Source organism: Acidimicrobiia bacterium (genome assembly GCA_036271555.1).
Taxonomy (GTDB): domain Bacteria; phylum Actinomycetota; class Acidimicrobiia; order IMCC26256; family PALSA-610; genus DATBAK01.
In genome coordinates this window covers 1-19,216 of record DATBAK010000008.1, presented here as the reverse complement: position 1 = coordinate 19,216, position 19,216 = coordinate 1, and the positions used below count along the sequence as shown (strand labels likewise).

Annotated in this window: 18 protein-coding genes; 6 read left to right on the top strand and 12 right to left on the bottom strand. The window is 70.1% G+C overall.

The window, feature by feature from the left end:
* The first annotated feature begins 84 nt into the window (after positions 1–84).
* From VH914_03005 to VH914_02995, 3 genes are all read left to right on the top strand, one after another.
* Entirely contained in the window at positions 85–510 is a 426-nt protein-coding gene (locus VH914_03005; GenBank protein HEX4490151.1) for a proteasome activator, read from the top strand.
* 19 nt (positions 511–529) lie between these two features.
* Positions 530–1,885, top strand: coding sequence for a 3-deoxy-7-phosphoheptulonate synthase class II (locus VH914_03000; GenBank protein ID HEX4490150.1), 1,356 nt, complete (start codon positions 530–532; stop codon positions 1,883–1,885).
* Positions 1,886–1,965: 80 nt separating this feature from the next.
* Entirely contained in the window at positions 1,966–5,646 is a 3,681-nt protein-coding gene (locus VH914_02995; protein ID HEX4490149.1) for a multifunctional oxoglutarate decarboxylase/oxoglutarate dehydrogenase thiamine pyrophosphate-binding subunit/dihydrolipoyllysine-residue succinyltransferase subunit, read from the top strand.
* A gap of 127 nt (positions 5,647–5,773) precedes the next feature.
* On the opposite strand, the gene VH914_02990 is transcribed toward VH914_02995, so the two are convergent.
* The 4 genes from VH914_02990 to dapA all read right to left on the bottom strand — a co-directional run bounded on the left by VH914_02990 (position 5,774) and on the right by dapA (position 9,348).
* Positions 5,774–6,340 (bottom strand): TetR/AcrR family transcriptional regulator, encoded by a 567-nt coding sequence (locus tag VH914_02990; GenBank protein HEX4490148.1) that lies wholly within the window; start codon positions 6,338–6,340, stop codon positions 5,774–5,776.
* Entirely contained in the window at positions 6,337–7,950 is a 1,614-nt protein-coding gene (locus VH914_02985; GenBank protein HEX4490147.1) for an MFS transporter, read from the bottom strand. Before VH914_02985 ends, VH914_02990 begins: the two co-directional genes overlap by 4 nt.
* 104 nt (positions 7,951–8,054) lie before the next feature.
* The gene (locus VH914_02980) at positions 8,055–8,315 is read right to left on the bottom strand and encodes a hypothetical protein (protein HEX4490146.1); all 261 of its coding nucleotides are present in this window, start codon (positions 8,313–8,315) and stop codon (positions 8,055–8,057) included.
* A gap of 112 nt (positions 8,316–8,427) precedes the next feature.
* On the bottom strand, positions 8,428–9,348 hold the full coding sequence (gene dapA, locus VH914_02975) for a 4-hydroxy-tetrahydrodipicolinate synthase (GenBank protein ID HEX4490145.1): 921 nt from the start codon (positions 9,346–9,348) through the stop codon (positions 8,428–8,430).
* Between the two features lie 35 nt (positions 9,349–9,383).
* On the opposite strand from dapA, the gene VH914_02970 reads away from it, so the two are divergent.
* Positions 9,384–10,193 (top strand): sulfite exporter TauE/SafE family protein, encoded by an 810-nt coding sequence (locus tag VH914_02970; GenBank protein HEX4490144.1) that lies wholly within the window; start codon positions 9,384–9,386, stop codon positions 10,191–10,193.
* Here the strand turns inward: VH914_02970 and VH914_02965 are convergent.
* Positions 10,186–10,875: a uracil-DNA glycosylase gene (locus VH914_02965; GenBank protein ID HEX4490143.1), complete on the bottom strand. Its 690-nt coding sequence runs from the start codon at positions 10,873–10,875 to the stop codon at positions 10,186–10,188. The two genes, VH914_02970 and VH914_02965, sit on opposite strands and share 8 nt — an antisense overlap.
* Positions 10,876–10,933: 58 nt before the next feature.
* Here VH914_02965 and VH914_02960 point away from each other — a divergent pair, with 58 nt between their 5' ends.
* Positions 10,934–11,848 (top strand): diacylglycerol kinase family protein, encoded by a 915-nt coding sequence (locus VH914_02960; protein ID HEX4490142.1) that lies wholly within the window; start codon positions 10,934–10,936, stop codon positions 11,846–11,848.
* Here VH914_02960 and VH914_02955 read toward each other — a convergent pair.
* On the bottom strand, positions 11,845–12,552 hold the full coding sequence (locus VH914_02955; protein ID HEX4490141.1) for a glycerophosphodiester phosphodiesterase: 708 nt from the start codon (positions 12,550–12,552) through the stop codon (positions 11,845–11,847). The two genes, VH914_02960 and VH914_02955, sit on opposite strands and share 4 nt — an antisense overlap.
* 207 nt (positions 12,553–12,759) lie before the next feature.
* Here VH914_02955 and VH914_02950 point away from each other — a divergent pair, with 207 nt between their 5' ends.
* Positions 12,760–13,050 (top strand): WhiB family transcriptional regulator, encoded by a 291-nt coding sequence (locus tag VH914_02950; protein HEX4490140.1) that lies wholly within the window; start codon positions 12,760–12,762, stop codon positions 13,048–13,050.
* Between the two features lie 12 nt (positions 13,051–13,062).
* Here VH914_02950 and VH914_02945 read toward each other — a convergent pair whose 3' ends face one another.
* The 6 genes from VH914_02945 to VH914_02920 all read right to left on the bottom strand — a co-directional run bounded on the left by VH914_02945 (position 13,063) and on the right by VH914_02920 (position 19,132).
* On the bottom strand, positions 13,063–13,908 hold the full coding sequence (locus tag VH914_02945; GenBank protein ID HEX4490139.1) for a sulfotransferase domain-containing protein: 846 nt from the start codon (positions 13,906–13,908) through the stop codon (positions 13,063–13,065).
* Between the two features lie 144 nt (positions 13,909–14,052).
* Positions 14,053–15,507 (bottom strand): sensor histidine kinase, encoded by a 1,455-nt coding sequence (locus VH914_02940; GenBank protein HEX4490138.1) that lies wholly within the window; start codon positions 15,505–15,507, stop codon positions 14,053–14,055.
* Entirely contained in the window at positions 15,504–16,751 is a 1,248-nt protein-coding gene (locus VH914_02935) for an ArsA-related P-loop ATPase (protein ID HEX4490137.1), read from the bottom strand. Before VH914_02935 ends, VH914_02940 begins: the two co-directional genes overlap by 4 nt.
* Positions 16,748–17,713: an ArsA family ATPase gene (locus VH914_02930; protein ID HEX4490136.1), complete on the bottom strand. Its 966-nt coding sequence runs from the start codon at positions 17,711–17,713 to the stop codon at positions 16,748–16,750. The genes VH914_02935 and VH914_02930 overlap by 4 nt, the downstream gene beginning before the upstream one ends.
* A gap of 9 nt (positions 17,714–17,722) precedes the next feature.
* Entirely contained in the window at positions 17,723–17,950 is a 228-nt protein-coding gene (locus VH914_02925; GenBank protein HEX4490135.1) for a DUF3107 domain-containing protein, read from the bottom strand.
* Positions 17,951–18,007: 57 nt separating this feature from the next.
* Complete coding sequence (locus tag VH914_02920) at positions 18,008–19,132, bottom strand: Mrp/NBP35 family ATP-binding protein (protein HEX4490134.1); 1,125 nt, start codon at positions 19,130–19,132, stop codon at positions 18,008–18,010.
* Between the last annotated feature and the right edge of the window lie 84 nt (positions 19,133–19,216).

Here is a 19,216-nt window from a genome sequence, read left to right as displayed (position 1 = left end):
GACCAGCCAAGGAGTTTGCCGGTGTCGGACACCGAAGCCACGTTCCCACCGAGCGCCGACGGCCACCGCGCCGAAGTGCCCGAGGTGCTCGACGCGCCGGGCGCCGACGACGACCAGGACGGCCTCGAGCAGGTCGCGCGCCCGACCAAGCTGATCCGTATCGCCGCGATGGTGCGGGCGCTGCTCGACGAGGCGCGGCGCGCGCCGCTCGACGACGCCGGCCGCCGCCTGCTGCGCGAGATCCACGAGCGTTCGGTGCGCGAGCTCGAGGGGATCCTCTCCGACGACCTCAAGGCCGAGCTCGAAGAGGTGTCGCTGCCGTTCACGAGCGAGACGCCGAGCGAGTCGGAGCTGCGCATCGCGCAGGCCCAGCTCGTCGGCTGGCTCGAAGGCTTGTTCCACGGCATCCAGGCGACGCTGTTCACGCAGCAGGCGCAGGCGCAGAGCCAGCTCGACGAGGTGCGCCAGCGGCGCGCGCTCGGCGAACGCACGCCCGGCGCGTACCTCTGATCGGGAACGCGCAGCGCGGATGAGCGTGCTCGAACCCGTCTCCGACTGGGAGCCCACGAGCTGGCGGGCACTGCCCGCGCTCCAGCAACCCGACTGGCCGGATCCCGCCGCGCTCGAGGCCGCGCTCGACGAGCTGCGGCGCCAGCCGCCACTCGTGTTCGCGGGTGAGGCGCGCACGTTGCGCGAGTCGCTGGCGCGCGTGTCGGCCGGCGAGGGCTTCCTCCTGCACGCGGGCGACTGCGCGGAGTCGTTCGCCGACTTCTCGGCCGACAACATCCGCGACAAGCTCAAGGTCATCCTCCAGATGTCGGTCGCGCTCACCTACAGCACGGGCGTGCCGACGACGAAGGTCGGACGCATCGCCGGCCAGTTCGCGAAGCCGCGTTCGGAACCGACCGAGCAGCGCGACGGGCTCGAGCTGCCGTCGTTCCGTGGCGACATGGTGAACGACTTCGTGTTCGAGGCGTCGGCGCGCCGGCCCGATCCCCGGCGGCTCGTACAGGCGTACCACCAGTCGGCGTCGACGCTGAACCTCTTGCGCGCGTTCACGAAGGGCGGCTTCGCCGACATGTCGCGCGTGCACCAGTGGAACCTCGAGTTCGTGGCGACGAGCAAGGAAGGTCAGCGCTACGACCGGCTCGCCGCGGAGATCGACCGCGCCCTTCGGTTCATGGCCGCGTGCGGCATCGAGATCGAATCCGAGGCGCAGTTGCACGAGGTCGACTTCTACACGTCGCACGAGGCGCTGCTGCTCGGATACGAAGAGGCGCTCACCCGGCGCGACTCGATCACGGGCGACTGGTACGACTGCAGCGCGCACCTCGTCTGGCTCGGTGAGCGCACGCGCCAGCCGAACGGCGCGCACGTCCACTTCCTCGAAGGCGTGCAGAACCCGGTCGCGGTCAAGCTCGGACCGAAGACGACACCGGAAGAGGCCATCGAGCTCTGCCGCCGCCTCGATCCCCTTCGAGAGCCCGGTCGCCTGACGATTGTGAGTCGTATGGGTCGCGCGAACATCGAGTCGAGGTTGCCGCCCATCGTGCGCGCCGTCGAGCAGGCCGGCTACCCGGTCGTGTGGGCGTGTGACCCGATGCACGGCAACACGTTCGTGCACGAGAGCGGCTTCAAGACGCGCGACTTCGACGACGTGATGGCCGAGCTCGAGTCGTTCTTCGGCGTGTGCCGCGCCGCGAACGTGTGGCCGGGCGGCGTGCACGTCGAGCTCACCGGCGACGACGTGACCGAGTGCCTCGGAGGCGCGGAGGAGGTCCTCGGCACGCAGCTCGAGCGCCGCTACGAGACGATCTGCGATCCGCGCCTCAACGCGCGCCAGGCGCTCGACCTCGCGTTCCGCGTCGCGGAGCTCGTGCGATGACAGATCAGGCGGAGACCGAAGGCGCGGTCAGCTCGAACGACCTCAAACCGTCGGGATCGAGCGCCGGAGGTCGGAGCCGCATGATCACCGACCTCGGCAGCAACGCCGGGATCGTCGAGGACATGTACCGCGAGTACGTCGAGCATCCGGAGTCGGTGTCGGCGGCGTGGCGCGAGTTCTTCGCGGACTACGTGCCACGCGAGGCGAGCGCGCCGACCGCGCCCGCGCCGGCGACGACTCGTTCCGCGCCGCCTTCAGCCGCGCCCGCACCTCCACCGGCCACGGCGGCCGCACCGCCCGCGCCCACACCGACGTCGGCACCGAGTCCGTCGAGCACCCCAGTCGCCGCGGGCGCGCCCGTCGTGCTCGACGGCGAGACGCCCGCGATCCTGCGCGGCGCCGCGGCGCGCATCGTGTCGAACATGGAGGCGAGTCTCGGCGTGCCGACCGCGACGTCGGTGCGCACGGTGCCCGCCAAGTTGCTCGAGATCAACCGGCAGATCCTGAACAACCAGCTGGCGCGCAGCGGCGGCGGCAAGGTCTCGTTCACGCACATCATCGGGTTCGCGGTGCTGCGCGCGCTGCGCGACGTGCCCGCGATGAACTCGGGCTTCGGTGTCACCGACGGCAAGCCGTCGGTCGTGCGCCACCAGCACGTCAACCTCGGCATCGCGATCGACCTCTCGAAGTCCGACGGCACGCGCACGTTGCTCGTGCCGAACATCAAGGGCGCCGACACCCTCGACTTCTTCCAGTTCCACACGGCGTACGAAGACGTCCTCCGGCGTGTCCGCGACAACAAGATCACCGTCGACGACTTCGCGGGCACGACCGTCTCGATCACGAACCCCGGCGTCATCGGCACCGAGCACTCGGTGCCGCGGCTCATGCCCGGGCAGGGCCTCATCGTCGGCGTCGGCTCGATCGCGTACCCACCCGAGTACGAGGGCGCGGACCCGCACACGATCGCGCGCGTCGCCGTGAGCAAGGTCGTCACGCTCACGAGCACGTACGACCACCGCGTGATCCAGGGCGCGGAGAGCGGCGAGTTCCTCGCCGCGGTGCACGACTACCTGCTCGGCGAGCACGGCTTCTACGACGCGATGTTCCAGAGCTTCTCGATTCCTTACGAGCCTGCGCGCTGGAGTCGCGATCGCTCACCGCTCGACGACGAGCAGGGTTGGGCGGAGAAAGCACTGAAGGTCCAGCAGCTCATCAACATCTACCGCGTGCGCGGTCACCTCATCTCGAACCTCGACCCGCTCGGCCGCAAGGAGCCGAAGACGCACGAGGAGCTCGACCCGATGCACTGGGGTCTCACGATCTGGGACCTCGACCGCGAGTTCCCGACCGGCGGCCTCGCGGGCAAACGGACGATGCCGCTGCGCGACATCCTCGGTCTCCTGCGCGACGCGTACGCGCGCACCGTCGGCGTCGAGTACATGCACATCCAGGAGGTCGACCAGAAGAACTGGATCCAGGATCACGTCGAAGGCGTGCAGAACGACATCACGCGCGACGAGCGCGAGGCGATCCTCACCGCGCTGAACGCGGCGGAGGCGTTCGAGCGCTTCCTGCACACGAAGTACCTCGGGCAGAAGCGCTTCAGCCTCGAAGGCTCCGAGACGCTCATCCCGATGCTCGACTTCCTGCTCGACTCCGCCGTCGACGACGGGATGCAGGAGGCCGTGATCGGCATGTCGCACCGCGGTCGGCTGAACGTCCTCACGAACATCGTCGGCAAGGCGTACGCGCAGGTCTTCCGCGAGTTCGAGGGCGAGCTCGACCCGAACGTGCCCGGCGGCAGCGGCGACGTGAAGTACCACCTCGGCGCGACCGGCAAGTACGAGGGGCGCGACGGTGGTTCGATCGCGGTCACCCTCGCGGCGAACCCGAGCCACCTCGAAGCCGTCGACCCCGTCGTCGAGGGGATCGTGCGCGCGAAGCAGGACCGGCTCGGCGACCAGGACCGCCGGCTCGTATTGCCGGTGCTCATCCACGGCGACGCCGCGTTCGCGGGCCAGGGCGTCGTCGCGGAGACGCTCAACCTCTCCGAGCTCCCCGGCTACGACGTCGGCGGCACGGTGCACATCGTCGTCAACAACCAGCTCGGCTTCACCACCGCGCCCGACTTCGCGCGTTCGACCGTCTACGCGACCGACATCGCCAAGGCGGTGCAGGCACCGATCTTCCACGTCAACGGCGACGACCCCGAAGCCGCGTGCCGCGTGATCGAGCTCGCGTACGCGTTCCGGCAGGCGTTCGCCAAGGACGTCGTCGTCGATCTCGTCTGCTACCGCCGCTACGGCCACAACGAGGGCGACGAACCCGCGTTCACGCAGCCGCGGATGTACGAGCTCATCGAGAACCGCCGGTCGGTGCGCAAGATCTACACCGAGACGCTCGTGAACCGCGGCGACCTCACGCTGCCCGAGTGCGAGCGGACGCTCGAGGACTACCGCGCGCGCCTCGAAGCCGCGTTCGAGAGCACGCACGACTCGAAGCCGCCGTCGGCACCGGTGTTCGACACCGGGTCACCCCGCCCCGCAACGCCCGAGCCTGCGGTCGCGACCGCGGTGGCGCTCGAGCGCCTGCGACCGATCGTCGCCGCGCTGTCGACGTTCCCCGAGTCGTTCACACCGCACCCCAAGCTCGCACGGCTGTTCGCGCAGCAGACGAAGGGCTTCGACGACGGCCACGTCGACTGGGCGCTCGGCGAAGCGCTCGCCTTCGGCACGTTGCTCGAGTCGGGAACGCCGGTGCGCGTCGCGGGTCAGGACACGCGGCGCGGCACGTTCAGCCAGCGTCACGCGGTGCTCGTCGACTTCAACGACGAGCACGAATACACGCCGCTCGCGCACATCGCGTCCGCCGACGGCGAGGGTCCCGAAGCGCCGTACATGATCTACGACTCGGTGCTGTCGGAGTTCGCCGCGCTCGGGTTCGAGTACGGCTACTCCGTTGCCGCACCCGACACGCTCGTGTGCTGGGAAGCGCAGTTCGGTGACTTCGCGAACGGCGGCCAGACGATCATCGACCAGTTCATCGTCGCGGCCCACGACAAGTGGGGTCAGCAGAGCGGGCTCGTACTGCTCCTCCCCCACGGGTTCGAGGGCCAGGGCCCCGAGCACTCGAGCGCGCGCCTCGAACGGTTCCTCACCCTGTGCGCCGAGGACAACCTGCGCGTCGTGTATCCGACGACCGCCGCGCAGTACTTCCACGTGCTGCGGCGCCAGGTGCTCGCGCCGCGGCGCCGGCCGCTCGTCGTGCTGACGCCGAAGCGCTACCTGCGGATGCCCGCGACGCGTTCGCCGGTCGCCGAGCTCACCGACGGCTCGTTCCACGAGACCCTCGTCGACGACGGCGGCGCCGACGCCGCTTCGGTCACGCGCATCGTCGCGTGTACCGGCAAGATCGGGCACGAGCTGATCGCGAAGCGCGACGAGCTCGGCGCGACCGCCGCGGTGGTGCGGGTCGAGCAGCTGTATCCCGTCGCCGACCGCGACTTCGCCGAGATCGTGGCCCGCTACGGCTCGCTGCGCGAGATCGTATGGGTCCAGGAAGAGCCCGAGAACATGGGCGCGCGCATCTTCGCGTTGCCGCTGCTCAAGGAGCTCGCCGGCGACGGCATCCGCATCAGCTGGGTCGCCCGCAAGGCGAGCGCGAGCCCCGCGAGCGGGAGCTCCAAGGTTCACGACGTCGAGCAACAGCACATCCTCGAAGCCGCCTTCGCACCGCTCGAGTCGCCCGCGACGTTCTAGACGCTGCCGCGCGTCCGGCCGCGAGCCGGGCACGAGCACGCAAGCGGCCGCACTTTGCGACGTTGAGTGCCCTCGAGGGATATCGGATGTCGCAAGGTGCGCCGCGCCGAGAGCGGGAGCGACTCGCTCACGCGCCGGCGGCCCGCAACACGTTGTCGACGACGGCGTCGAGGAAGGCGTCGTCGACGGGATCTCCGCTCACGAACAGGCGGTAGAAGACGGGCGCGGCGAGCAGGTCGGCCACGAGGTCGACGTCGACGTTCGCGGCGATCTCACCACTCGCGGCCGCGGCGCGGATCCGGTCGCGCGTGAACGCGCGTCGCTCGGCGACGAGTCGGTGAAACTCGTCGGCGAGCTCAGGATGCGACTGCGCATCGGCCACGAGCATGCGCGCCGCGCGTCCGTGCTCGCTTCCGAAGAGCGCATGCAGCTTGTCGAGCACCCCGCGCAGAATCGTGCGGAGGTCGTCGCTCGCCGGCGGTTGCCAGCTCTCCTCCACCAGCGCGGCCGCCGCCGCGAGCACGAGATCGGTCTTGCTGTCGTGGCGCCGATAGATCGTGGCCTTGCTCACACCCGCGCGGGCCGCGACCGCGTCGACCGAGAGCGCCTCGTAACCGCGTTCCGCGTACTCGTCGAGCGCGGCGCGCAGGATCGCCTCGTCGCACGCGGCGCTCCGAGGCCGCCCCGGGCTCACGGTTCCACCAGCGCCGGCGCGCCGATGACCGCCGCGACCTCGTCGGTCGTCGGACCGGCAGCCTCGACGTCGGCGACACGCGCCACCGCGCGCGCCGGCAGCCACTTCGCCGCGATGAACGCGCCGAGGAACGCGGCGACCGCACCGACCAGCACCGCGAGGTGCAGCCCGTCGACGAACGCGGCCTTCGCCTGCGCGGCGACGAGCACACCCGTGTGTCCGCCCGCGCGCTGCGCGACCTCGAGCGCGCCACCGAGCGAGCTGCGGATCTGCGCGGCCGCGGCGTGCGGGAGCCCCTGCCCTGCGATACGGCCCGCGACGCGGTCCTGGTACACGGACGACATCACACTGCCGATGATCGCGACACCGAGCGCGCCACCGACCTGTCGGGTCGTGTCGTTCACCGCGGAGCCGACCCCGGCCTTGCCGAGCGGCAGCGAGCCCATGATCGACTCGGTCGCGGGGGCCATCACAAGGCCCATGCCCGCGGCCATCAGCATCATCCGCCACATCACGTCGGTGACGTAGTGACCGTTCACCGGCAGGCTCATCATGAGCACGAGCGCCACACCGACGGTCGCGAGCCCCGTCGCGACCGTGACCTTCGTGCCGTAGCGATCGACGATGCGGGCGCTGCTCGCCGACGTCACCATCATCACAGCCGCCCACGGCAGCAGCGCAAGACCCGCGTTCAGGGGTGAGAAGTTGAGTGTGAACTGCAGGTACTCGGTGAGCAGGAACGTGGCGCCGAACATCGCGAAGAACACCAGCGTGATGCCCGAGCTGGCCGCGGTGAAGCGCGGGTTCTTGAAGAAGTTCGTGTCGAGCATCGGGTGGTCGACGTACGACTCCCACCAGGCGAAGGCGCCGAGGACGACCGCGGCCACGACGAACGCACCGACGATGCGCGGCGCGGTCCACCCGGACACCGGGCCGTCGATGATCGCGTAGAGCAGTGAGCACAAACCGACGATCGACAGCACCGCGCCGACGGGATCCTGACGCGGGTGCGAGGGGTCCTTCGAGGTCGGGATGAGGAACGCGCTGCACACGAGCGCGAACGCGACGATCGGCAGGTTCACCGTGAAGATCGAGCCCCAGTAGAAGTGCTCGAGCAGGAAGCCGCCGCTGATCGGTCCGAGCGCGGCCGCGACACCCGCGACCGATGCCCACAACCCGATCGCCTTGCCGCGCTCGTCGTCGGGGAAGAGGTTCGTGATGATCGACAGCGTCGCCGGCATGATGAACGCGCCGCCGACGCCCATGAGCGCGCGGGTGGAGATCAGCTGGGTCGGTGTCGACGCGAACGCGGACGCGAGCGAGCCGAGCCCGAAGATCGACAGGCCGACCTGCAGTCCGCCGCGGCGCCCGAAGCGGTCACCGAGGCTGCCCGCGGTCAGCAGCAGACCCGCGAACACGAGCGTGTACGAGTCGACCATCCACTGGAGCTGGCTGTTGCTCGCGTGCAGGTCGCGCACGAGGGTCGGCAGCGCGACGTTGAGGATCGAGTTGTCGACCACGATCACGAGCAGGCTGAGACACAGCACGCCGAGGATCAGCCAGCGGCGCTGGTAGGCCGCACTCTCCCGGTCGACCGTCACGTCCGTCATCGGTCCCCTCCGTCATCCCATAACGAGACACTGTCGTTTCGTTATTGGACGTTACCGAGGAGATTTCCGAAACGCAACCGACTCGTATCGAAATGAGTCGGGTGTCACACCCGGCGGGAGCCGACCGCCTCCGCCGGCGCCGACGGGGCGTCGACCGCGGGTGCACCGGCCGCCGATCGCCGGGCCCGCCAGCCCATGACGCCGATCGCGATGCCGAAGCAGATCGAGATCAGCGCGAGCACCCCGTGCACGACCTTGAAGCCGACGGATGTGTTCTGTCGGGTCTGGATCACGACGAAGCTGATCCACACGTAGATCGTCCAGACCGCGGCGGCGATGAGCAGGTTGCTCTGGCGGCGCGTCATGCGACCGAGCCTAACGACGCGGTACGAGTGGGCTCCGGTCGGGGGCCAGAACGGGCGGCTGGCTTCGCGGGCCGCCCGACCGCTCCCATCCCGCGTCAGGAGCGCGCGAGCGTCAGCGAGCGCGACCAGAAGACTCAGCGGATGAAGCCGCGATCGCGGCGAGGCACGCGTCGATCGTGGCCGGCGCCGCCGCGGTCATCGGCAGCCGCAGCGCGGGCGACGCGATCTTCCCCTGCGCGTGGAGCACGCCCTTCCACACCGCGGGATTCGGCTCGACGAACCCGGCCTGCACGACCGGAAGGAGCGCCTCCGCGTGCGCGCGCCCGTCGTCGAGCTTGCCCGCGAGCGCGCACTCGACCATCTCGACGAAGCGCGCGGTACACACGTGCGCGGGCGCGCTGATCCCGCCGTACGCGCCCATCAACACCATCGGGTACAGGATCGAGTCTTCGCCGCTGAGCACATGGAAACCGCGCGGCGCGTCACGGATCACCGTGAGCGTGTCGACGTCGAGCGCGCCGACCGACTGCTTGAGGCCGACGACGTTGTCCGTCGCGGCGAGCTCGAGCAACGCCGCGCTGCCGAGCGCGCGACCGGTGCGGTACGGGATGTTGTAGACGACGATCGGTACGGAGCTCGCGGCCGCGACCGCCTTGAAGTGCTCGACGATCCCGGCCTCCGACGGCCGCACGTAATACGGCACGACGACCAACGCGGCGGCGAGCGCCGGAGTGCCTGCGATCGCCTGCGTCGCACCGATCGTCGCCGCGGTGCTGTTCGTTCCGGTGCCGATGATGAGCGGCGCGCCGCGCTGCGAGCAGACGCGCGCGCACGTGTCGACGACGGCTTGCTTCTCCGCGGCGTCGAGTGCCGTCGGCTCACCGGTCGTGCCGAGCGCGACGATGCCGGTGACGCCCGCGTCGAGGTACTCGGTGCAGAGGCGCTCGATCGCGTCGATGTCGACGGAACCGTCGGCGGCGAAGGGTGTGATCAGCGGAATCCACACACCGCGGAGATCGAGATCACCGGCCACGAGGGCAGCGTACCCCCCTTGTAGTCTCGAAATCCGTGAGCGCATGGTTGCAAGTCGTGCTGACGCTGATCCTCGGCGTCGTGACCGGAATGCTCTCTGCGATGTTCGGCCTCGGCGGCGCGGTCGTGTCGACACCCGGCATCCGCGCGTTGGGTGCGACGCCTCTGCAAGGAGTCGGCTCGACACTGCCGTCGACGTTTCCGTCCGCGCTCATCGGAACGTGGCGCTACCAACGCGAAGGATTCGTGACGTGGCGCGCGGTCGCGTGGATCTCGAGCTTCGGCGTGCCCGCGGCCGTCGTCGGCTCACTCGCGACGGGCGCGATCCCGGGCAAGGGTCACCTCCAGATGATCGCGACCGCGGCGCTCGTCGGGCTGACCGCGTACCGAATGTCGAAGGTCCCGGCGCCGAAGCCCGCGCCGGTCGGCGCGCCGGCGGTCGAGCCCCAAGCCGACGTGCTCGGAACGTGGGCGACATGGTGGAAGTACGCGCTCATCGGAACCGGCGCGGGAATGCTCTCCGGTCTGCTCGGCGTCGGCGGCGGAATCCTCATGGTCCCGGCGTTCCAGGGCTGGCTGCGCATGGGTTTGAAGGAGACGATCGCGACGTCGCTCGCGTGCGTCGGGCTCTTCGCGATCCCGGGCACGATCACGCACACGCTGAAGCACCACATCGACTGGACCTTCGCGGTGCCGCTCTGCATCGGCGTCATTCCCGGCGCGCGCATCGGCGCGCGCTTCGCGATCCAGGCGGCCGACCGCTCGCTGCGACGGATCACCGGCTTGGTGCTCGGCTCGATCTCGATCGTGTACGCGATCGTCGAGATCGTCGCGGTCGTCAAGTAACGGCAAGCGCTCGCGCGCGCGCGAACACCGCGTCGAGCATCTCGGGTGTCAGCCTGCCAGTGAAGGTGTTCTGCTGGCTCGGGTGGTAGCAGCCGATCACGACCAGCCCGTCGAGATCGACCTCGCGCGCGTGGCCGAACTTCGGCCGCGGCGACGGCAGCGCGTACCCCGCCGCGCGCAACGCGGTCCACAGCGCTTCGTACGCGAACGAACCGAGCGCGACGATCACGCGCAGGTGCGTGAGCAGCTGGAGCTCGCGCACGAGATACGGACGGCACTGGTCGCGCTCCGCGGGCGTCGGCTTGTTCGCGGGTGGCGCGCAGCGCACCGCGGCGGCGACGAACGCGTCGCGCAATCGCAGGCCGTCGTCGAGCGCGGTCGACGTCGGCTGGTTCGCGAACCCGATGCGATGCAGCGACGCGAACAGGAAGTCGCCCGAGCGATCGCCCGTGAACACGCGGCCCGTGCGGTTGCCCCCGTGCGCGGCCGGTGCCAGGCCCGCGATCAGCACTCGCGAGCGCGGGTCGCCGAATCCCGGCACGGGTCGACCCCAGTAGCGCTCGCCCCGGAACGACGCACGCGGCTCGGCCGCGACGGCTTCGCGCCACTCGACGAGTCGCGGGCACGCGCGGCACTCGCTGATCTCACGCGCCAGTGCGTCGAGATCACCGGCCGCCGACATCGAGCCGGATGCTACGAACGCACGGTCTCGCGAAGCGAGCCCGATACTCTGCCCGCCCGTGCGGGTTGCCCTTCTCGTGAACGCCACCGCGTCCAAGGTCACCGCGACCGATCGCGACGCGGTGCGCGCGGTGCTCGCGCGTGAGCACACGGTGGAGCTGCTGCCGACGCAGCGACCGCAGCACGCGACCACGCTCGCGCGCGAGGCCGCCGATCGCGGCTTCGACATCGTCGCGGTGCTCGCGGGCGACGGCACGCTCAACGAGGCCGCGAACGGTCTCGCGGGAACCGACGCCGCGCTCGCGCCGCTGCCCGGTGGCTCGACGAACGTGTACGCGCGCACGCTCGGCGTCTCGCTCACGCCGACGGTCGCGGCCGAGCGCCTGCTCGGGTCGCTGCGGCGCGGCTCGCGGCTGCGCATCGGGCTCGGCGTCGCCAACGACCGGCACTTCCTCTTCCACTGCGGCATCGGCTTCGACGCCGCGGTCATCAAACGGGTCGAGCGGCGGCGCCCGCTCAAGCGCTACTTCGCACACCCGCTCTACGTCGCCGCCGCGCTCGACACCTGGTTCCGTCACTACGACCGCCGGCGGCAGCGCTTCGACGTGCGCCTCCCCACCGGCGAGACCGTCACCGACGCGGGCTTCGCGATCGTCTCGAAGACGAGCCCGTACACCTATCTCGGTCGGCGCGGACTCGTGGTCGCACCGGAAGCCGGCCTCGACACACCGCTCTCGGTGAACGCCTTCCAGGCGATGGACCCCGTGACGCTGCTCGCTGGTGCGGGCTCGGCGATGCTCGGCGGCCACTACCTCGCGCGCCGGCCGGGCGTCGTGCACCGCTCGGGGCTCACGCAGCTCGAGATCACCGCGACCCGTCCGTTCCCCTGGCAGGTCGACGGCGACTACGTCGCGATCGCGACCCGGCTCGAGCTCGGCTACGCGCCCGACGTGCTCGAGCTCGTCCTTCCCTAGCCCAACACCGCAAGCGCGACGTCGGGCACGTTCGTGATGATCGCGTCGACACCGGCGGCCGCGAGCGCGCGCATCTCGTCGGGATCGTCCACCGTCCACACGTCGATGCGACGGCCGAGCGACACGGCTGCGCGCATCGTGGCCTCGGCCGCGGCGCCGCGCATCGTCTCGCGGTCGGGATGCACCCACGTGTGACCGCGCTCGACCGCGATGGGCAGCGACGTCGCCGTCGGCAAGCTCATCGTGAGCCACGCGGTCGTGATGCGAGGATCGAGCCCGTGCACGGCGTCGACGCAGTCGAGCTCGAACGACGACACGATCACGCGCTCGCGCAGGTCACGCGCGTCGACCAGCTCGACGACGCCGCGCGCGACGATGCGCTCGGGATCGGCGTCGGGTTCCGTTGGGAAACCCTTGATCTCCACGTTCACCACGAGCCCTTCGAGCGCGTCGAACGCCTCGGCGAGCGTCGGGACCGACGGCGCAGTCGCCCGCAGCTCGGCGAACGAGTGCTCGACGAGCACGCCCGCACCCGCGACCATCGGATCGTGGCTGACGACCAGCACGCCGTCGCGCGTGCGTCTCACGTCGAGCTCGACACCATCGGCGCCCAGCTCGCGCGCCCGTGTGAACGCGTCGACCGTGTTCTCCGCTGCCTGCCGTGAAGCCCCGCGGTGGCCGAGCACGAGCGGGCGACGGATCACGGGGGTCAGGCTACGCACACCGTGGGGACGACCGGCCCGCGAACCGGGAACCGGTTCCACCCCCGAGCGCAAACCAGCAGGTCAGAGGCCTTGCGGGAATGTCAAGGACCCTCATAGCCTGTGGGTAACTGCGGGGCAGTCGCCCGCCCCGCATACGTGAGAAGGCGCACAAGCCGGCGGGCTGTGCGACCGCGAGGGGGGAACACCGTGGCACTGACCTGGATCCGGACGCACGACTGGGACGAAGACGACTGGCGGGTCGACGCTTCGTGTCGCGACTCGAACCCCGATCTCTTCTTCCCGATCGGCACGACCGGCCTCGCCCTCGACCAGATCGACGCGGCGAAAGACGTCTGCCAGTCCTGCCCAGTGACCGAGCGCTGCCTCGAGTTCGCGCTCGCGACGAACCAGGAAGCGGGCGTCTGGGGTGCGACGACCGAGGAGGAGCGCCGCAAGCTCCGCAAGAGCTGGCTCGCCGACCAGAGACGAGTCGGCTGAACCGCGAGCTCGCTACCAGTCCTCGGCGTAGCCGAGGCGGGCGAGGAGCGTCGGGTACGCGGTCTTGAACTGCGTGACGTGCTCGGCGGTGAAATGGGTGCGCCAGTCGCCGGGCGTGCCCGAGCGGTAGTGGCTCTGCTCGTCGACGTCACCGCGCCGACGCCCACCGGCCTTCGCCGCGAACGAGTGCGCGCCGATGATCGAAGCGAGGCGCTCGCGCTTCAGGCGGCGGGTCGACGCAGCCAGGCCGAGCCGGCGCCGCACCTTCTGCGCGACGACGTGCAGGGCTGACGGGCCGTCGAGCGCGCGTCCGCCGCCCGGACCGAGGCCGATGAACTCGATGGCGCGCGTGAGACCCCCGACGTCGTCGGCGACGAGATCCTCGAATCGCAGCTCGAGGACGTCGGGGCGCGTGTAGTCCCACGCTTCCATCGACTCGAAGACGGGCGCGAGGAACTCGAGCTCGAACGCGAGACCTTCGTCGACGCCGATCTCACCGAGCCGTGTCCGTACCGGCGCGAGTTGCGGCCACACCTCGGTCGAGTGCGAGTGCCGGTGCGAGTAGTACGCGGAGACGCAGATGTCGCGTGGGTCGCGCACGACGTGAAAGCCGCGCAGCTGCCCCACCGCCGGGAGGAAGTGCGGGTGCGCGTTCGTGAACGACACGACGTCGATGCGCTCCCGTTCGGCCCAGGTCGCGACCGTGCCGTCGGCAAAGGGTCCGGCGTCCGCGGTGCTCCAGTTCGAGAGCCCCGACTCGTCGCAGACCTGCTCGACGACCTCGGCGATCCAGCGGCTGCCGCACTTGTGATGACCGAAGTAGGCCGCAACGGGCCGTCGCCCATGTGTCCCCCGCACGAAGAGATTCTTGACGTCGGGCGCCTCGACTAAACCACGTGCTTCAGCCCGCGGGAACGGCCGGGTCGCTGGGCGTCCCGCCCGACTCGGAGCCTGAGGCGTCAGGGACGGGTGAAGCTTGCGAGCCCGACCAGAAAGCGAGTCTCAGAGTTCGACGCGCGGCATCGCGATCGGCACCTGGACGTGCACGGTCGTGCCGTCGCCGTCGCGCATCTCGATCGCGCCGTCGAGCTCACCGGTCACGAGCGCGTGCACGATCGACAGGCCGAGGCCGCGTGAGCCGTCGAGCGAGAAGCCGGGCGGCAAGCCGACGCCGTCGTCGACGACGTCGACGAGCACGTGGTCCTCCGAGCGGGCGAGCCGCACGGTGACCTGACCTTCGTGCCGGTCGGGAAACGCGTGGTCGACCGCGTTCTGCATCAGCTCGTTGAGCACGACGGCGAGCGGCGTCGCGACCTCGCCGGGCAGGTCGCCCGCGTCACCCTCGACGTTGAAGTGGATCGTGCGGTCGGGCGACGCGACGCTCTCCTCGACGACGCGTACGAGCGGCCGGAGGATCTCGCCGACGTGCACGACGTCGCCGGCATCGCGCGACAGCGTCTCGTGCACGATCGCGATCGAACGGATGCGGCGCTCCGACTCCGCGAGCGCGCCGCGCGCCTCCGGTGATCCCAACCGGCGCGCCTGGAGCCGCAGCAGCGATGCGATCGTCTGGAGGTTGTTCTTCACGCGGTGGTGGATCTCGCGGATCGTCGCATCCTTCGAGAGGAGCATGCGATCACGCCGGCGCAGGTCGGTGACGTCGCGGATCATCATGATGGCGCCGATCGGACGACCCGATTCGAGCATCGGCAGCACGCGCAGCAGCACCGACACGTCGCCGCGTTCGAGCTCCTCGGTCACGGGCAGGCTCGCGTTCAACGCCGCGTGCGGCGCGGCGTCGTCGAAGCCGACCTCGCGCAGCAGCTGACCGTTCGCGTACGCGTGGATGCCCATCCGGTGCATCGAGCTGACCGCGTTCGGACTCGCGAACTTCACGCGCGTCTCGTCGTCGATGATGATCACGCCGTCACCGACGCGCGGCGACGTCTCGAGCTCGATCTCCTCGCGCGCGAACGGGAACGAACCCTGCGAGATCATGCGGGCGAAACGCTCGAAGGTCTCCTGGTACGTGCGCTCGAGCTCGCCCGGTCGCCGCGACGACGTCATCGAGAGATCGCGCGTGACGAGCGCGACGATCTCCTCGTCGCAGCGCACCGGGATGCATTGCACGCGCACACGCTCTTTCGTGCCGATCGCGGGCGTGTCGTTCTCGACGATCTCGCCGGTGCGCAGCGAGCGCATGAGCAACGGGCGCTCGACCTCGTCGACGATCGTGCCGACCATGTCGGTCGGGTAGATCGTCTGACCGGTCGTCGGCCGTACCTGCGCGAGCACGACGAAACGGTGCCCGGCTTCCTCCGCGATCGGCGCGAGCAGCAACAGATCCGAGAACGAGAGGTCGGCGAGCGGCCGCCATGTGCCCGCGAGCCGCAGCACGTGGTCGAGCTGCTTGGCGTTCAGCTCGGTTCGGCTCAGCGCGATCGGCAGCAGGGTCACGCGTCGTCTCCGAACAGTGCGCGACCGATGCGCGCGAGCCCGGAAAGGTCGGTGATCTCGTCGTCGAACGACGGCACGCGTGCGACGACCTCCGGCCGACCCGTGAGCTCGACGCGCAGCTCCGCTTCGCGCTTTGCGACGAGCGAGAAGTTCTGGAACGAGCTGCCGACCGTACGCAGGACGCGCGCCGTACGCGCCTCGTCGGCGACGACCGGATGCTCGTCGCCGATCGCGCGTGCGAGGTCGGCCGCGACCGCGGGCGCGTCGTCGGTGAAGCGGGCGGCCGTGCGCGCGCCCTCGGAGGAGAGCAGCGAATCGGGAAGCGTGCGATTCAGCACGAGCGCGCCGAGGTGGAACTTGCCCGCGTCGAGCAGGTCTCGGAAGTGCTCGGCTTCGTGCAGCGGTGCCGCTTCGAGCGTCGTCACGACTGCGAACGTCGTGCGCCGATCGTGCAGCAGCTTCTCGACCGCCCGCGCACGCTCACTGAACCCCGCGTACATCGACTGGAAGTTGAGGAAGAACTCGGCGATGTCCTCGAGGAACTTGCTGCCGAGGATGCGGTCGGCGACTTGATAGAACGGCCGGCTCGCGACGTTGATGACGCGGCTGCCGCGCTTGCCACCGACGCGATACGGCAACGTGAGCCAGCGCAGCAACCGACCACCGAAGAAGTCGGCCATCCGCTTCGGCGCTTCGAGGAAGTCGGCCGCGTTGCGCGTCGGCGGGGTGTCGATGACGATGAGGTCGTACTCGCCGCTCTGGTGCAGCTCGTAGAGCCGTTCCATCGCGATGTAGTCGTGGCTCTGCACGAAGCGCGCGGTGATGTTGTGGTACAGGCGGTTGTCGAGGATGCGGTACGCGGTCTCGTCGTCGGGCGCGTGGCGCAGCACGAGCTCGTCCCAGCTCTGCTTGGTGTCGAGCATCGCGGCCCACAGCTCGCCGCGCGCCTCGACCCCGGCGGCCTTCAAGACGTCGGCCGGAACACGGCGCGCGAGGTTGCCGACGCCGTCGAGACCCAACGCGGTCGCGAGCCGGCGCGCGGGATCGATCGTGAGCACGAGCACCTTGCCGCCGAGCCGGCACACCGCGCCGAGCGCGCACGCGGCCGCGACCGACGTCTTGCCCACGCCGCCCGAGCCGCAGAAGACGACGATCTCCTTCGCTGCGAGCAGCTGTTCGAGGCCGTTGCCCGACGACGCGCTCGACGCGCTCGCCGCGCTCGACGCGTTTGCGGTCGGGCTCACAGACCGAGCTCCTCGCCGAGAGCGTCGGCGACCATGCGCAGCACGCGCCGGCCGTGCACGCGCGCGAACAGGTACGGCACGTAGAGGAGCGGCAGGTCGACCGCCTCGTCGAGCTCCGCGAGGTGCGTCGCGCCGGTCCGCCGCAGCGACACCGCGAGGCGCGCGCCGTCGAGCACCTCCGTGGTGCCCGAACCTGCGACGCCCGCGAGCGCGCCGGACACCGCGGGCTCGCGCAGTGCCGCGAACGTCTCCTCGTCGGCGACCGTGAACAGCTCGGGCAGCACGCGGTTCACGATGACCGTGCCGAGCGGAACGGTCACCTCGGTGCGCAGCCGCCCGACGAGCTCGATCGTCTCCGCGACCGGCATCTCCTCAGGCGTCGTCACGACGTTCACCGCAGTGAGCGCGGGGTCGGAGAGGATCTCGACGAGCCAGTCGGTCTGCGATCGCACGGGACCGACGTCGACGAGCTCTTGGATCGCGGTGGGCGCGCCGAGTTGAGCGACGATGTGACCGCTCGCCGACGCGTCGACGACGACCATGTCGAAGTCGGCGCGACCCTCGATCGACTCGCGCGTCTCCCAGCAGATCTTGCCGATGGTCAGGATCTCCTTCACGCCCGGCGCCGCGGTTGCGACGAAGTCGAGCACGCGCGCGAGGGGGCCGAGGCGACCGAGCACCGGCACCTTCAGGTTGAGCCGCAGGTACTCCTGGAGCGACGCCTCGGTGTCCATCGACATCGCGAGCACGCCCGGATGCACCTGTACCGGCGAGAAGCCGACCGGCGCGTGCTCGAAGAGCGTCGCGAGATCGCCCTTCCCGTCGACGTCGACGAGCAGGACCCGCCGACCGCGGTCGGCCGCGAGCATGGCGGTCGCGGCCGCCATCGTGCTCTTCCCGACCCCGCCCTTCCCCGTGAAGAAGAGCAGCCGGCAGTCGAGCAGGTCAGGCGCCGGACCCACGGCGATCCGTCAGCGACCGAAGCCGATCTTCGGCGTCGAGTCGTCCGAGCCGATCTCCACGTACGCGATCTTGTCGGTCGGCACGCCGACGCGACGGCCCTTCGAGTCGGTCAGCCAGACGATCGGCTGCTTCGCCGAGACGGCGCCGTCGATCGTCGCGCGCACGTCTTCGGCTGCGCCGGGGAGCTCGAGGATCAGCTCTTTGGGCGTGTAGACCACGCCGATCTTGACGTCCATGCGCCGACCCTACCGGATGGGTCGCGGTGCCCTTGCCCCGGGCCGAACCGATGCGGCTCAGACGATCTTGAGCTCAGTGCGATACACGCGGTGCGGCGCGAGCTCGTGCGTGAGCGCGTGAGCGATCGATCGGAACACCTGCGCGGCTTCGTCGTCGGGATCGGCCACGACGATCGGCCGACCGGAGTCGCCGCCCTCGCGCAGCTCGGGCACGAGCGGCACCTGACCGATGAGCGGCACTCCGAGATCCTCGGCGAGCTCGTGACCGCCGCCCTCGCCGAAGAGCCGGTACTCCTTGCCGTCGTCGCCGCGGAACCACGACATGTTCTCGATGACGCCGATCACTTGCAGGTTCACGCGCTTCGCCATGTACGCGGCGCGCTGCGCGACGCGTTGCGCGGCGGGCTGCGGTGTCGTGACGATGAGCACTTCCGCGCGGGGCAGGAACTGTGCCATCGAGAGCGCGATGTCGCCGGTGCCGGGCGGCATGTCGACGATGAGGAAGTCGGGCTCGCCCCAGTGCACGTCGGTGAGGAACTGCTCGAGCGCCTTGTGGAGCATCGGCCCCCGCCACACGACAGGCTGGTCCTCGCGGGCGAAGAAGCCCATCGAGATGAGCGTGACGCCGTTGGCCTCGGGCGGCACGATGAGGTCGTCGATCACGACCGGCGGCCGGTCGATGCCGAGCATGCGCGGCATCGAGAATCCCCACACGTCGGCGTCGACCGCGGCGACCTTGTGGCCGGCCTGCGCGAGCGCGACCGCGAGGTTCGTGGTGACCGACGACTTGCCGACGCCGCCCTTGCCCGACGCGACCGCAATGATTCGGGTGCGGGAGTCGGTGAACGGGTTGACGCGACCGGGCTGACCGCCGTCGCCGGCGCCCGCGGTCGGACCTTCCGACCTCAGCCGCTGGGCGAGGGCCTGGCGCTCCTCGTCGGTCATGACCGTGAAATCGAGATCGACCGCGGCGACGCCGTCGAGCGCGACGACCGCGTTGCTCACCCGGCTGGTGATCTCGTTCCGGAGCGGACAGCCGGCGACCGTGAGCGCGACCGTGACCTGCACCCGATCACCCGAGAACGCAACGCCTCGGACCATGCCGAGATCGACGATCGAGCGGTGGATCTCGGGATCCTCGACCGGCCGCAGGGCCTCGACGACTTGGGCCTCGGTCGGCATCGGCGTCTCCGTATGGCCGGGGGATTTGCACTACGGACGTAGGTAGAATACCCGCATGCCCCCGGCGGTCCTCAGTCCGGACGA